Annotated in this window: 11 protein-coding genes and 3 pseudogenes; 7 read left to right on the forward strand and 7 right to left on the reverse strand. The window is 62.9% G+C overall.

Features of this window, described 5'->3' with window-relative positions; genetic code table 11:
- Nucleotides 1–248: 248 nt before the first annotated feature.
- Entirely contained in the window at nucleotides 249–896 is a 648-nt protein-coding gene (locus tag M1248_RS07735) for a hypothetical protein (RefSeq protein ID WP_317147973.1), read from the reverse strand.
- Nucleotides 897–1,192: 296 nt separating this feature from the next.
- Here M1248_RS07735 and M1248_RS07740 point away from each other — a divergent pair, with 296 nt between their 5' ends.
- From M1248_RS07740 to M1248_RS07750, 3 genes are all read left to right on the forward strand, one after another.
- Nucleotides 1,193–1,882 (forward strand): MspA family porin, encoded by a 690-nt coding sequence (locus tag M1248_RS07740; RefSeq protein WP_317147974.1) that lies wholly within the window; start codon nucleotides 1,193–1,195, stop codon nucleotides 1,880–1,882.
- Between the two features lie 428 nt (nucleotides 1,883–2,310).
- Nucleotides 2,311–2,994, forward strand: a complete 684-nt coding sequence (locus M1248_RS07745; RefSeq protein ID WP_410506638.1) for an MspA family porin — start codon at nucleotides 2,311–2,313, stop codon at nucleotides 2,992–2,994.
- A 47-nt stretch (nucleotides 2,995–3,041) separates the two neighbouring features.
- The gene (locus tag M1248_RS07750) at nucleotides 3,042–3,737 is read left to right on the forward strand and encodes a hypothetical protein (RefSeq protein ID WP_317147976.1); all 696 of its coding nucleotides are present in this window, start codon (nucleotides 3,042–3,044) and stop codon (nucleotides 3,735–3,737) included.
- A gap of 2 nt (nucleotides 3,738–3,739) precedes the next feature.
- Here the strand turns inward: M1248_RS07750 and M1248_RS07755 are convergent, their stop codons facing one another.
- Complete coding sequence (locus tag M1248_RS07755; RefSeq protein WP_317147977.1) at nucleotides 3,740–3,892, reverse strand: hypothetical protein; 153 nt, start codon at nucleotides 3,890–3,892, stop codon at nucleotides 3,740–3,742.
- Between the two features lie 30 nt (nucleotides 3,893–3,922).
- A complete protein-coding gene (locus M1248_RS07760) occupies nucleotides 3,923–4,225 on the reverse strand; it encodes a hypothetical protein (protein ID WP_317147978.1) in 303 nt (100 codons plus the stop codon).
- A 331-nt stretch (nucleotides 4,226–4,556) separates the two neighbouring features.
- Here M1248_RS07760 and M1248_RS07765 point away from each other — a divergent pair, with 331 nt between their 5' ends.
- Both M1248_RS07765 and M1248_RS07770 read left to right on the forward strand, forming a co-directional pair.
- Nucleotides 4,557–4,859, forward strand: coding sequence for a hypothetical protein (locus M1248_RS07765; protein WP_317147979.1), 303 nt, complete (start codon nucleotides 4,557–4,559; stop codon nucleotides 4,857–4,859).
- An 809-nt stretch (nucleotides 4,860–5,668) separates the two neighbouring features.
- A complete protein-coding gene (locus M1248_RS07770; RefSeq protein WP_317147980.1) occupies nucleotides 5,669–5,941 on the forward strand; it encodes a hypothetical protein in 273 nt (90 codons plus the stop codon).
- Between the two features lie 85 nt (nucleotides 5,942–6,026).
- On the opposite strand, the pseudogene M1248_RS07775 reads toward M1248_RS07770, so the two are convergent.
- Nucleotides 6,027–6,232: pseudogene (locus M1248_RS07775) on the reverse strand (IS256 family transposase); the annotation flags it as partial.
- On the opposite strand from M1248_RS07775, the pseudogene M1248_RS07780 reads away from it, so the two are divergent.
- Nucleotides 6,232–6,408, forward strand: a pseudogene (locus M1248_RS07780) (DUF305 domain-containing protein); the annotation flags it as partial. The pseudogenes M1248_RS07775 and M1248_RS07780 overlap by 1 nt on opposite strands.
- A gap of 20 nt (nucleotides 6,409–6,428) precedes the next feature.
- Here the strand turns inward: M1248_RS07780 and M1248_RS07785 are convergent.
- Complete coding sequence (locus M1248_RS07785) at nucleotides 6,429–7,847, reverse strand: multicopper oxidase family protein (RefSeq protein WP_317147981.1); 1,419 nt, start codon at nucleotides 7,845–7,847, stop codon at nucleotides 6,429–6,431.
- 413 nt (nucleotides 7,848–8,260) lie between these two features.
- On the opposite strand from M1248_RS07785, the pseudogene M1248_RS07790 reads away from it, so the two are divergent.
- A pseudogene (locus tag M1248_RS07790) lies at nucleotides 8,261–8,533 on the forward strand (IS21 family transposase); the annotation flags it as partial.
- An 824-nt stretch (nucleotides 8,534–9,357) separates the two neighbouring features.
- Here M1248_RS07790 and M1248_RS07795 read toward each other — a convergent pair.
- Both M1248_RS07795 and M1248_RS07800 read right to left on the reverse strand, forming a co-directional pair.
- On the reverse strand, nucleotides 9,358–9,906 hold the full coding sequence (locus tag M1248_RS07795) for an MspA family porin (RefSeq protein ID WP_410506639.1): 549 nt from the start codon (nucleotides 9,904–9,906) through the stop codon (nucleotides 9,358–9,360).
- Nucleotides 9,907–10,656: 750 nt separating this feature from the next.
- Nucleotides 10,657–12,912, reverse strand: coding sequence for a bifunctional SulP family inorganic anion transporter/carbonic anhydrase (locus M1248_RS07800; protein ID WP_317147983.1), 2,256 nt, complete (start codon nucleotides 12,910–12,912; stop codon nucleotides 10,657–10,659).
- Nucleotides 12,913–13,145: the final 233 nt, after the last annotated feature.

Below are 13,145 nucleotides of genomic sequence, written 5' to 3' on the forward strand. Positions count from 1 at the left end.
CCCACCAACCCCAAGCCGCATAGCGACTGGACCACCAAACGGGTCCCCCTCAGGTGGAAGCCGACGCCGTGTGCGTGTTGACGACGGTTGCGGCCGCCGGTTCACTCTGCCCACTTGACAAAACACTCCCCATATCAGTGTCCTACGCTTCTCGAAGCGGCAGCCTCGGCGAGGTGCTCTTTCCACCCCAAACATGAACGGACGCAGTCGTTCTTGTCCAAGCTCCTCTGACGACGACGGGGCTAACCTCAGGCGTGCGTTCCTGCGGCGGCACACGCCGTTTGGGCGTCGTAGGCGTCGTTGTTGAGCTCGGTGGCCGCATTGTCAAGGGTGTCACCGCCGCCGCGGAGTCCCATGATCAACAGGAGCTTCGTCGCGTCCACTGACCATGCCCGCATCGGCGCGGCGATCTCGGGCTGCAGACCCGGTGTCGTCGACGCGGTCATGGCCGCGGCCGCCGCTTTCCGTAGCGCGGTCCGACCGGTCACGTTACTGTTCCTGACAGTCGGATCTCTGTAATCGGGAAGGTCCGTACCTTCGGTGGCGTCGGCGAAACTCGAGTAGTAGGTCGCGGCGAAATCCAGCGTTGTGGCGAACTGCTTGCAGGCCACCGCCGCCGCGGGAGTGACGTTGTCCGAGGTCGGCGCGGGGGCCGTTACGATACCCGGAGCCGGCGTGTCCGTCTGTTCTGCGTCGTTGGGGTCGGCGGATGCGGTTGGGGCGACCGCTAGCCCGATGCCAAACGCGATGAGAGACGCGGCCAACGCGCGCTCGCAAACATGTGATGACCTCAACAATTTCTCCTGCCGTGTCGGCCTGATCGCGGGCGTTGCCGCGCCACCGGACCAGCTGATCTTGCCCTTACCGCCGTTGAGCGGCTCTGCGTGCGAGACCACAGCAGAGTCAGGCGAATACGAGGCCGCAGTGATCGACAGAGAGCTCTCATGGTCAGGTACAAGGCATGGTTGCATATAACGAATGGTCGATTCTACAGCTCACCAAATGATGAACCGCCGCTCAACGCTGGGTGCCTATGCGGTATCCATTCGATGCCGCGGACAGCCAGAGGCGCCCTCGATGGGTATGTGGCATGAACTGTTTTCGGTCCGTTTACCGTTTGGACACTCGGCCACTCAATCATACGACGCGACAGTTCCCTTGAATTCGGACCACGAGAGGCGTCACCGCAACCATGCCGAATCGTTTTGCCACCTTGACCGCCGTCTGCATGCTGATCCCGGGTGGGGCGGCGCCACTCGCGTCGGCCGAACCGCCCCCGGATCCCGCGGTGGAGCCGGCGGGAAACGCCGCACCTCCACCCCCGCCTAACAACGGGGCCGTTCCGCCCGCGGCACCGGGGGTCTTGGATACCCCGGACGGTTGGCATTTGACGGTGTCCGCGGTGGCCGAGACCCAGCTGCCGGTGGCGCCGCTGACTACCTCGCTGGCGTCGCGCGAATACCTCGTGGGCGGCACGTTCGTCGGGTCGATCACGGGCTCGGGTAACACCGAGCTGGAGGGCGGAAAACTGGAGGCCGGGTATCAGATCGGTTGCGGCATCACGCAAAATACTATCGAAACTCTTGTCGGGGCCGGTATTACCCCTTCGATCCGCATACCGTTTGCTGACACCGATCCGTCCTTCGCTCCGAACCTCACATACCGGGGAAGAATAGACCTCCGTCCCGGCACCGTGTCCACGGTTGCGGTCGACGAGAAAGAGTTCGAGGGGAATGAAACTCGGGTCACGATCAACGGTTTCCGCATTGGCGTCGACCAATGCGCCGGTCAGTCGTTCATCCGGTCGTACGCGACGCTGACTAGCTCGACCGAGAACACCGAGGACGTCATCACCTATCTCGGTGTCACCAAGGCCGTGTGATGCGGTTTCGCAAGCGCGGCTGTGCCGGCGTTGATTTGGTTTCGCCGCGAAAGCCGCTCATGCAGCGAGACCTCGTGGTTTCAGGGATCGAGGCGCCGGTTCGCCTCCCGCCGACACAGGCGTGTCCGTCACCGTGGTCACGCACTGAACTGTCTGCCGACGTGATCGATCGCGCAGTGGCCGAAGCGGTCTCGTGGGCCACGGTGCGTCGCCGGCTGGCCGCGGCGCGATCAAGCCGCGCCAATGGTTCACGCGTGCCGTTATCCAGCGAATCCATTTCAGAGGTGGCTTACCAGCTTGAGAGACGCGCACTCGATAGTTTCGGGTGGCAAGTGTTGTTCATCCGTTCACCGTTTAGTTACCTGGTCCACCGATCATTCGGCGGAACAGTTTCTTTGGATTCCGACGACGAGAGGCGCCGCCGCACAATGTTTAATCGTTTAGCCACTCTGGCCGCTGTTTGCATGCTGGTCCCGACCGCGACAGCTCCGCTCGCCGCAGCGGAGCCAAATCCCAACCCGCCGCCGGTACCCGTCGCAAACGCCGGCCCCCCGCCGGACACCGGCGCCGTCCCGTCGGAGCAGCCGGGAATCGTCACGACCCCGGACGGCTGGCAGTTGACGGTGGCTGCGGGGAACGAGACCCAGCTGCCGGTGGCGCCGCTGACTACCGCGCTGTCGTCACGTGAATATCTTGTGGGCGCCACGTTCACCGGGTCGATCACGGGCTCGGGTAACACCACGTTGGACGGCGGAAAGCTAGAGGTCGGCTATCAGATCGGCTGCGGCATCGAACTGGAAAGGATCAGGCTGGCTGGCCAGATCGGCATAGGCACGTCGGGGTCGACGCTGGCAGGTCTCGTACCTACCGGCGCCTCGCTCCCGATCAGCGGTACGTTTGAAGTCCAGCCCAAGCCGGGCGAGGTGACCACCGTGTCGGTGACCGAGAAGAAGTTCAAGGCCCAGGACGCCCGGGTCACCGTCAAGGATGTTCACATCAAGATCGACGGCTGCGTCGGTCAGTCGTTCCTGCGGTCGTTCGCGGTATTGACGAGCTCGACCACGGACACCAACGACATCGTCGCCTATTACGGCGTCACCAAGACCGTCTGAACATCAGAGGTGGAGCGTGGGTATCCGAGCCGAAGGAGATGCCAGCCATGAGTAGCCGAGATCGCGGGGCGGTCGCCAAGGACGTGATCGCGAGCATGGTGGTGACCGGCACACTCGCCGTCGGTGCGGCGGTCGCCCACACGGCGCCCGCCGCCGCGGACCCCCCCGCGCCGCCCGCTGATCCGGCGATTCCGGTCCCGCCGCCGCAAGGGCCGACGATACCGATCATCGGCGCGCCTTTAGGGCCGAATGGGCTTTCAGGATTGGCGCAAATTGGGGCTCCTGCCGCTGGCCCTCTTGGCCTACCCGAGATGCCCGACCCGACCGTCGGCAACGACTTGATGCTGGGCCAGAATCCAATTCCCTCGCCACCGGGCGGCCCCCCCGGAACGCCGCCGAACCTCAACGCGTTCAACAACGCCTACCTGCTCCCCCAGAACGTCGATCCCGCGGCGCCCGGCCAGGGAACGGTGTTCGGGGTGGCGCCGGGCGACGAGAATGCGGACATCTCCGGCTTGGATTACCTCAGGCGCCTGCGTGCGATGTATAGCGACGGCCGTCTGAAAGGCGGGCTTCTTGGTCAGATGCCACAAGATCAGCTCGGTGAGCCGCTGCCTGGTACCGCGCCCCCACCCGGTACTGCGATTCCGGCTGGGCTGGGACAGGACTTGCCCGATCAACCGTCGATCGTTTCACCCGGGCCGCCGCCGGTCAGTCCACCGGGGCCGACGCCGGCCGGTTAACGTTAACCTCCGCCGGTCCGTGGTATGCGGACCGCGTCGACGGTCACTTCGATCAGCCGGTGTAGCGCTTCACCGGACGCGCCAGTCCTGGTGCGGAGGGTGATCGCGTTCAGTGTCACGGTCGCGATCTTGGCGAGCGCGCGCGGGTCACCCAAGCCAGAGCATCGTCGACACCACGTCAGATTTCACTCCCCGACGCTCGGGCACGATACGTCAACGTATACGGTCGTAAACGTTTCTGCGCTATCCCGCGAACGGTCAGGGACGCGGACAGCATTAACGGAGCACATAGACAACGGGGCCAGACTGCGCATGACCCAGTTGATCCGCACGTTATAGCCCTCCGCTTCGAGGTGTGCGATGGTGTCGCGGGCGTTCTGGTCACCGGCCCGCGGAATGTGGGCGACAGCGATCGGCGCCACGGCGATCGACGCGGCGGCCCCCCCGGCCAACAACGTCGCCGCGACGTATCTCGGCTTGAGCGACATGACGACCCTCCCAACGGCCAGCGGCTCTGGGCCCGCCTTCAAGTATCCTCCCAAAGTTTTCAATGGCCATGATGCACCGGCCATCAAGTCACGGCTCGCCGGCGGCTACTGCCTGCGAGCACCGGCACAAGGTTCATGCCCCTACGCCAACATCTGCGAGCACTGCCCCAGCTTTCACACGGACTCCACACCTCGGAGTTCTCGCAGCCCAACGCGTCGGCACCCAGGATCTGGCCGCAGACGCCGAACAACGCGGATGGATCGACGAAGCAGATCGACATCGCAAGCTCATCTCGCGACTCGATGCGCTCCCCGCCCAAGCGGCGCCCGCATGAGCGAGAACGCCCTGATCAGGGTCGAGCGGGTCTGCTCCGAGTTCACCAAGGGCCACCCGATCACCTTCACCGCCGTCGCCGACCATGCCCAGATCAGCCGCGCAACGCTCTACCGCGCCAGCAACTCCGCCGCCATCGTCGACGAACACCGGACCCGACAAACAGACGCCCGAACCCTGACTGGACTCGCCACCGAAGTAGCTCACCTTCGCACCGCCGTCGAATCGCTCGCCGAAGCCGTCAAGCAGCACGAGGAACAACTCCGCAAGATCACGAAGTCAACACCACCCCGACGGTGAACTATTCCGCCCGACAACAAGATTCATCGGCACCGAAGCATCAGGCACAACAGGCACACTAAGCAGACAGCCTTGATCCCGGCAGCACGGCGGAAATGGCGATGGTACCGACGATCTTCTGCGGCGCCGTCTACGGATACGCAGCTGCGAGCAGGCAGTCGGGCGACCGCTACATCGGCGGCGGGGGAGGTGGAGGGGGCATTGGTGCCCCCGGGCAGCATGCCGCCGCGGCGGCCATCGCTTCGCAGCAAGCGCACATTGCCATGTCCATGACGAAGTCTCCTTCGACTAGGCATTATCTACGTATCTGGATAGTAGACCGTGATGGGGTCCGGTGCACGGCTAGATGACTGTTCCGGTCACGCGCCCGACTGGCCGGTGTGGTCGTAATTACTTCGTACTCGACCGGGGGTCAAGTACCAGGGCGCGGTTCGGCGTCGGCGAGGTGGTGGGTGCGTGCGATCCGGTGATGATCGCGATCCTCGATTTGTTGGGTCACAGTGCCAACAGTCCAGAGCTTTCGTTCGCAGCAGGCTCCACACCGGCGGGTCGAGCAGAGCCGCCATGCGGAACGTCGGCTATCGGCTTAACAGTGGTTGGTGCTTCCCCGGGAAGTACCTGTAACCGAACTGCAGTCCTCTCGCGATGCGCGTCGAACAGGGCGATGACCCATTGCTCATCAGCGATCTCGGCGTCGCTTACCCGGTCGCGCGCAGCGGCCGTTCAGCAGACTCGGGGTATAACATAGACATATTCGCATAAGTCAATCCAGAATGGGAGGCGAGGCTATGCGTAAGAGCATTCTCGCCATGGCGTCCATCGTCGTATCTGGTGTTGTCGCTGCACCGGCGGGCGTCGCGTCAGCCGATTCCGACTTGGAGTCCATCAGACAGCTGAATGCCGACGGCTATACAGTCAACATCGATCGGGTTGGGAGCGCAGCGCCCGGCGAATGCACCGTAACGAGCGTCCGCAACCCGACTGAGATCACTCGTTTGGTGAGGTTGGGAACCGGCAACAGATCCCGGCTGGTTCCGATCACTGTCAGCAAAACGATCCAGGTCTCGCTGTTCTGCGACTGACCCGCGGCGGTAGCATCCCGTGGAGTGGTGTAGTTCTCGGATCGGTGAACCATCCTGGTTCGTAATCAACAAGTTATGTTGCATGTCAAGCGTTTTCGAGTTTCGGTGTCAACGATTCCGGCGCGGCGTGTTGTAGCGCAGCGCGATCCTTGACGGCGATGACGACTCTGAGTCGTCCATGATGACATCGGAAACGTAGCGGCGGGTGACCTGCCACTCGTCGTGCGCCTCGATCACCACCGCGGTCGCCAACCTCCGGACCGCCGCTGGGTTGGGCAAGATCTCCACGACGGCAGGCGCAGGCCAACAACGACGCCGATGTCACCTTCGCGCAGGGAATGATCCCGCACCACCAACAAGCAATGGAGATGAGCGACATGCTGCTGGCCAAGCGGGAAATCGACCCGCGCGTGGCGTCGTTGGCCAACGATATCAACGCGGCTCAAGACCCGGAAATCCAGCGATTGCTTGCAAGGGTGGCTAGCCGTTAGGTGTAGTGGACGAAGGTCGCCATGCCGGCCTCAAGGTGATACGTGTTGTGGCAGTGGACGAGCCACCGACCGGGGTTATCGGCGTCGAAGTCGACTTCGACGGTTTGCAGCGGCGGCACTAATACTGTGTCTTTGCGGGCCGTGCGCCCGGTGGGCCGAACGACCTGAAACGTGTGGCCGTGCAGATGCATCGGATGAAACATCTTGGACTCGTTGACATAGCGTATGCGCACCCGCTGGCCGCCCCGGATAGGGTAGCCGTCGTTCGGCGGATCGTACAGCTTGCCGTTGATCGGCCAGTCGTAGCGGTCCACCGGGCCGGCTAGCCGCATGTCGATGACGTCGTCCGGATCGCGTTGCGGTAGTTGAACTTCCGGCGTGGCGATCAACTGTGAGGTGTCCAAGGGGATGCCGCTCCGCAAGGCGGCGACGAATTTGGCGACGTTGACACCGCTCGGTGTGCCATTGACGCGCATGTTCAACTGTGCGTAGCCATCTTTCTGCTCGGCGGCAGCGACCACCGGAACCGAGGCGCCGAGCGTGATCGTGGCGTCCACCCGCTCACCCATACCCAGGATCACCGACTCGGCCTGCGCCGGGACCACCGGAAAGCCATCGGTATGGGTGACGTTGAGAACATGGTTGGGCACCGCTACCCGGAACGCGGTGTCGGACGCGACGTTCATCACCCGCAGCCGAATGCGTTGCCCAGCACGAAAATTCAGCAACTTCGGATCTGCCGCGACCCTGCCGTTGATAAGGTAGTAGGGGTAAATGACGTCCCCGCCGTCGTCGCCGAGCGGTCTGGTCGGCGTGACGCCAGCATCAGCACCCATTTCGGCCATTTCGCCCATGTCTGCCATGCCGGTCTTCTTCAAGTCTGCCAAAACCTGATCGGGGTCGGTGCCTGTGCCGTCGATCCAGTCGTCGAGCATGATTATCAGCTCGTCGTCGTAATCGGTGCGCTCGTAGGGGTCCTCGATGATCAACGGACCGTACAGCCCTCGATCCAGTTGGGTGCCGACATGGGAGTGGTACATGTACGTCCCGGCATCAGGCACGACGAACTCGTAGGTGAAGCGCTGGCCGGACGGGATCGGCGGCTGAGTGAGCACCGGCACACCATCCATGTCGTTGCGGAGCGCCACACCATGCCAGTGAATCGTAGTGTCGCTCGGTAGCTGGTTTTCCACCTGGGCACGTAGCGTCTCGCCCTTGCGAACGCGGATCTCCTTGCCCGGGACCTCATTGCCGTATGCCCAGGTGCTCACGGTGACGCCGCCTAGGTCGATCTCGGTGGCGGTCGGCTTGAGAGTGACGTCGACGGCGCTGCTGGCCGATTCGGACGGCCGCGAGCAGGCGACCGTCAGGCCGGCGGCGGCGGACAACGTCAGGAACCCTCGCCGATCGATCATGCTGTCAGTATGCCACCGTGCCACCGCTGAGCCGTGGCGCAAGCAGCTCGCCCAGCAGGTTTCGGACAAGATTCTGCGCGACGATCGCGCTGGCGCTATACGGAGACTATCTGGCCCATCTCGCCGTCCTGCGCGAACAATTAGCGGTTTTCGGTACGGATAGCCGATACCGAAGTGCGGCCGCGCCGATGCTCGACAGCGAGCCCGACCAGCCAGTCGTCAATATCGGCGAGAGGGGGCGGCCCAAAACAGCCTCTGGAACCGTGGATTCACATTTCCAGCGTAGTGGTGTGGCCGGTCCATCTCGGCCGCGAGAAGATCCGACGCCGTCCGAAAATGTCTTCTCCGGTCGAAAAGTGAGCAGGTGATCCCGGGGTGAAAGTGAGCACCCTTCTGATTGGAGAGTGATCACTATGGAGAATTGGGCCGAGGTTGTCGTCCGTTGTATCGGTCGGAGAAGTTTGTCGCAGTCTGAGATCGCGCGAGGGCTGAAGCTGTCGCGTAATTCCGTTGCCGACGCGGTTCATTCGGAATCGCCACCACGCTATGAGCGGGCGCCGGTGACATCGTCGGCGCGGGCGCAGGTCGAGCCGGCGGTACGGGCGCCGCTACGGAGGTATCCGTCGATGCCGGCCACGGTGATCGCTCACCGGGTCGGCTGGGCGGGTGGGCATTCGTGGTTGGGGTTCCGGGCAAGAATCGCTACCAGCTCACTGGCGACGGACTGCGGTTTGCGATCTTCTACACCAAAATCCACGACCGGCTGCTGTGACCCCTGCTGGCCGCTGACCAGCCGCCAGCTCAACCACCAATACGAAAAGCATTGCGAAACAGCGACATTCGAACGCAGAAACGATCGACCACGCACGACTCCTGCCGAACGCAGCCTGAAAACTCACGACAGCTCGTAAAGCCCTAGCAACCAAGGTTCACTAGCGACCAAGGTCCACTAGCCACCCGATTCAAGGGCTCCTAGTGGCAGGCCGCTTGGGTCCTCCAAGACCGGTGGTGCGGGCGTGGAGGCTTCGAGAGGAGCTTCCGACTCAGCTGCGGGAGTGCCCTCGGGTGGTTGACCGCTGGGGTCCTCTAGCAGCGGGTTGTGTCCCACACCGGTGGCGTTCACACCTGGGGTATGTGCCGGGGGATGTGACCCAAGAGCGGAGAGCCCGTAACGCGTATTCGTCGAGGTGAGAGGGTTGGACTTATGAGGAAGGTTGCCGAGTTTGCTGCCAGGCAGCCCGTACGCCGCCGACGCAGCGTCGGCGTTGCTGGCGACGTTCAGACCCCGCGAATCGGTGGTCGCCGGTGACGGCGGCAGAATCACGTAGTAGGTAGCGCTGTAACTACCTGGCACTATCGGCAGACTACCAAGAGTGGGAGAGGGGAAGAACGGCGGCGGTGGTGGCGCAGGCTGGGCGGCCGCCGTGGGTAGCGGGGCGAGAGTGAACAGCGCGGTCACACCAGTCACCGCACCGAACACTCTTCGCTTCGTGCATTTCATGGCCTCACCTTAGATCTTGATCGGGTCGCCGTAAATGGCGAAATTGCTGTGAGCCGTGTCCGTCGAGACTCGCAGGTAAGCGTACGAACGGACGGTGACATCGCCGCCGCAAGCATCGGCTTTGATGTGCAAATTGTCGACGTCGAGCATGCCGGTGCCACCGTCGCTGAGGGCCATGTTGGTCAACGGGAGATCGACAATCACGCCCGGCTGCAGAACCGTCTGGACGAATCCCGCCACACCAGAGCTCAGACCGGCACTTAACGACGGGTCAGGGAGGCCGACTCCCACCGTCGGCGCAACGCCGCCTGTACCACCGATCTGCAGACCGGTCGACACGTCGGTCTGGCAGCCGAGCTGGTAGCCGGCGATGAAGAGGCTATCTGTGATCGGACCTGATCCACCAGTCGCAGTGGCCGTCGCGTCGAACGTGACGAATGCTTCCCTTGAGTTTGCGGCTGCAGCCAGATTCGGTACCGAATTCACCGTCTCACGGTCGATTCGGATATTCAGGTGCCAACCATCGCGCGTTTCCTTGCTGAAACTCTTCGGCGCCATATCTATTGGCTCGGCGTGCGCAGTCGCAGGCGCGAAGATGCAAGCGGTCAACGCAAGCGGAGCCACCCCAATGATTGTTCTAAGCAGTGCCACGTGATCTCCTTGCTTCCTGTTGCGGGCTGAGCGACGTACGAACGCACGATTGTGCATAGCAAGACCAACCTTCGTGTGGCACGAAGTTCGTCGGCCCCAGCTAGTTCTTTTCCTGTCGTTGCGGTGAAAGAGCAACCCCAAGATACGACGCGTGTGCCCCCCGTGCCGAGTTGGTTACATCAAGTTAACGAGTAGAGGCGGGAGGTATCCCGAAGTGACGAGACAAACTCGGGCCAGAATCGTTCAGCCGACGCTCGTGGAGTACCGCGTTTGGCCGACGCAAGCCGATTGCCTTTCCCCTGATGGACACGGCAATTGACTGCGGCTAGTCCACTACGCTCAACATTTCGGCGACAGGCTCTCAGTGCTCAAGTCTCGCCAATGACCATGCCGCCGGACTGCATCGAGGTGGCTTACGTGTGAGCAGGGCCATATTCTTGTGCACACCAGAAAGACATCAATGTGACATATGTGCAACGTGTAGGAAATAAGCGTGGGATCAACCGCGATACCTGCCTGTGGCCCCCAATAGGCGCCCGCGTGAGTTAAAACGCCCTGATCAGGATCGAGGACGGCTGCGCCGAGCTCGCCACCAAGGGCCATCCGATCTACTTCACCGCCTTGGCCGAGCAGGCCCGGATCAGCATGGTGGAAGAGTCAGCTGTGCGCTGGGACGAGATTCTCGACGTCGCTCCCCGTAATGCGCAGGACCCGGCCCGAGGCGACGTCGAGGAATAGGCCCAATGCCTCCAGTCGCCCCTCTTCCAAAGCAGGACCCACCACGGGATGACCCGTCAAGTTCTCGACCTGCCGAGCCACGTTGACCATTGCCAACTGATCGCAGACGTCATATCCGTGCTCTGCCGCCACCCGGCCGACGGGGTGACCGGCGCGGAACGCATCGAGGCTGGGCAGCGCCTGCTCGATCCATTCCGCGACAGCGGCAGGAATGTCGTCTCGGCCGCCAGCCTCGGAGAGCAATGCCCTCATCGCTCCACATTCTGAGTGGCCGCAGATGATTATGGTATTGACGTTCATTTCGATGATCCCGTACGCCAAGGCGGCCTCCATCGACAAGTCAGTGGAGTTCGGCAGGACGAGGTTACCGAGGTTGCGCACGGTGAAAAGATCGCCCGGCCCGCTACCGGTGATGACGTTGGGCACCAGGCGAGCGTCGGCACAGGTCAGGAACAGAGCGTGCGGTTGCTGCCCGTCGGGCATCTCGTTGAGGTGTTCGCGAAGCAGTGGGGCGTGCAGGCGGTGGTAGCGGGCGATGCCATCCAACACCGGGCTGAGCGTGGAACCGGTGTGTCTGTGATTGTGGTGGCCGTTGGCGCGCCATGGCAACAATCCACGAGCTATCGCTCCGTGCGACCGGCGAATCGGCGGTCCTGCGGTCGCCGCCGTCAACGAGGTTTCGCCGATTTCGTCGATGCAGACCGAGCCGCCGGCCAAGCGGTGCCGTCGAGCCCACTCCTCGATGGCCTCATATGCAGCGTGATCAAGGAAGTCGACCGTGAGCTCCACGGTGACGCTGCTGCCCGACGGAATTGAGGCCAGCACCCGCGTTAGCCGCGGCAAGGAAAGGAAACTGAGGGTTCCTTCGAGAGTGACACGCCATTCGTGATGCTCCTCGTCGATCGGTTCGGCATGAACCGAGGCGCGCACCACCCGCCACAACACGACGACGAGGGTGACGGCGATGCCGATGGCGACGCCTTCCAGCAGGTTCAGGAACAGAACTCCGGCGACCGTGATCACATACACAGCCAGGTCGCCGGTACGCCAGGCCAGCCGAATGTGTGCCAACTTGACCAACTGAATGCCGATCACGATCAGCAACCCCGCGAGGGCGGCCTTCGGGATCTGCTGTACCAGACCGACCAGCAACACGGAGAACAGCAGCACCCACACGCCGTGCAAAATCGACGAAGCCTGTGTACGAGCACCAGCCGCCACATTGGTCGCGCTGCGGACGATCACACCCGTTACTGGCAGGCCGCCGACCATCCCCGACACCACATTGGCAGCGCCCTGACCGATGAGCTCACGGTCCAGGTCGGCTTTCGGGCCGCTATGCATCTTGTCGACCGCAACTGCTGACAGCAGGCTTTCCACGCTGGCGATCAACGCGATGGTGAGCGCAGCCAACACAAACGGCACCCAGCCGCCCTCCGGCAGAGTCGGCAAGCCGATCGCGTCGAGGATCGAACCGTCGAGTTCGATCCTGTCGGCGTTCAGCGTCGGCACGAAGGATATCAGCGTCGCGGCGACGATTGCGACCAGCGGACCGGGAAGTATCTGCAGCCGGGCCGGGGTTCGTTTCCAGGTGAGCATGATCGCGATGACAACGACCCCCACGAAGATGTCGCTCAGGTGGGGAGACCGCAGCTGAGCTGGCAATTGAATCAAGTTGTCCCACACCGTACTTCGAGAACTGCCCCCGAGCAGTACGTGAACCTGTTGCAGCGCGATCGTGATGCCGATCCCGGCGAGCATCGCGTGTACCACAATCGGCGATATGGCCAGCGCCGTTCGCGCGAGCCGACTCACACCAAAGATTATTTGCAGCAGCCCGGCACCGACGACGATCGCGGTGGTGGTCTTCCAACCGAAGGTGTTCACCGTCTCCGCTACCACCACGGTCAAGCCGGCGGCCGGCCCCGATGCAAGCAGCGGCGCTCCACCCACCGCACCAGCGACGATGCCGCCGACGACTGCGGCGATCAGTCCCGCCATGATCGGTGCGTTCGAGGCGATCGCGATCCCGATCGACAACGGCACGGCAACCAGAAAGACCACGATCGACGCCGGAAAGTCGTACCTCACGACCGTTTGTAGGCGGTCCCGGAAAGTTCTAGGTCCATCTGCGGGCGCATCATCGTCCGCTACTGCTGCCGAAGTGACGGGCATGCCACCGCTCCTTTCTATGAGTTGGCCGATAGTAAGCCGGTAAGCCCGATGGGCACCCAGTGCTGACGCCAGACCAAGATTCTTCCGGACAACTGCCCGGCCTTGGCAGCGCTGCCCGTTTAATGATGGCATGGATGAACCACCGGCAGGCGCCGCCACCTACACCGTCATTGATTCTTAATGCTCCAGTGGGCGAATCCCCGATACTTCCCCGGTACTGAGGCCGCCCGATC

Origin of the sequence: Mycobacterium sp. 29Ha, from assembly GCF_032883055.1 — a bacterium.
Taxonomy (GTDB): Bacteria; Actinomycetota; Actinomycetes; order Mycobacteriales; family Mycobacteriaceae; genus Mycobacterium; species Mycobacterium gallinarum.

Coding starts and splice junctions, on each gene's coding strand:
- M1248_RS07740 (WP_317147974.1), top strand. CDS start 1,193: ATGCCGAATCGTTTTGCCACCTTGACCGCCGTCTGCATGCTGATCCCG.
- M1248_RS07745 (WP_410506638.1), top strand. CDS start 2,311: ATGTTTAATCGTTTAGCCACTCTGGCCGCTGTTTGCATGCTGGTCCCG.
- M1248_RS07750 (WP_317147976.1), top strand. CDS start 3,042: ATGAGTAGCCGAGATCGCGGGGCGGTCGCCAAGGACGTGATCGCGAGC.
- M1248_RS07760 (WP_317147978.1), bottom strand. CDS start 4,225: ATGTCGCTCAAGCCGAGATACGTCGCGGCGACGTTGTTGGCCGGGGGG.
- M1248_RS07765 (WP_317147979.1), top strand. CDS start 4,557: ATGAGCGAGAACGCCCTGATCAGGGTCGAGCGGGTCTGCTCCGAGTTC.
- M1248_RS07770 (WP_317147980.1), top strand. CDS start 5,669: ATGGCGTCCATCGTCGTATCTGGTGTTGTCGCTGCACCGGCGGGCGTC.
- M1248_RS07785 (WP_317147981.1), bottom strand. CDS start 7,847: ATGATCGATCGGCGAGGGTTCCTGACGTTGTCCGCCGCCGCCGGCCTG.
- M1248_RS07795 (WP_410506639.1), bottom strand. CDS start 9,906: ATGGCGCCGAAGAGTTTCAGCAAGGAAACGCGCGATGGTTGGCACCTG.
- M1248_RS07800 (WP_317147983.1), bottom strand. CDS start 12,912: ATGCCCGTCACTTCGGCAGCAGTAGCGGACGATGATGCGCCCGCAGAT.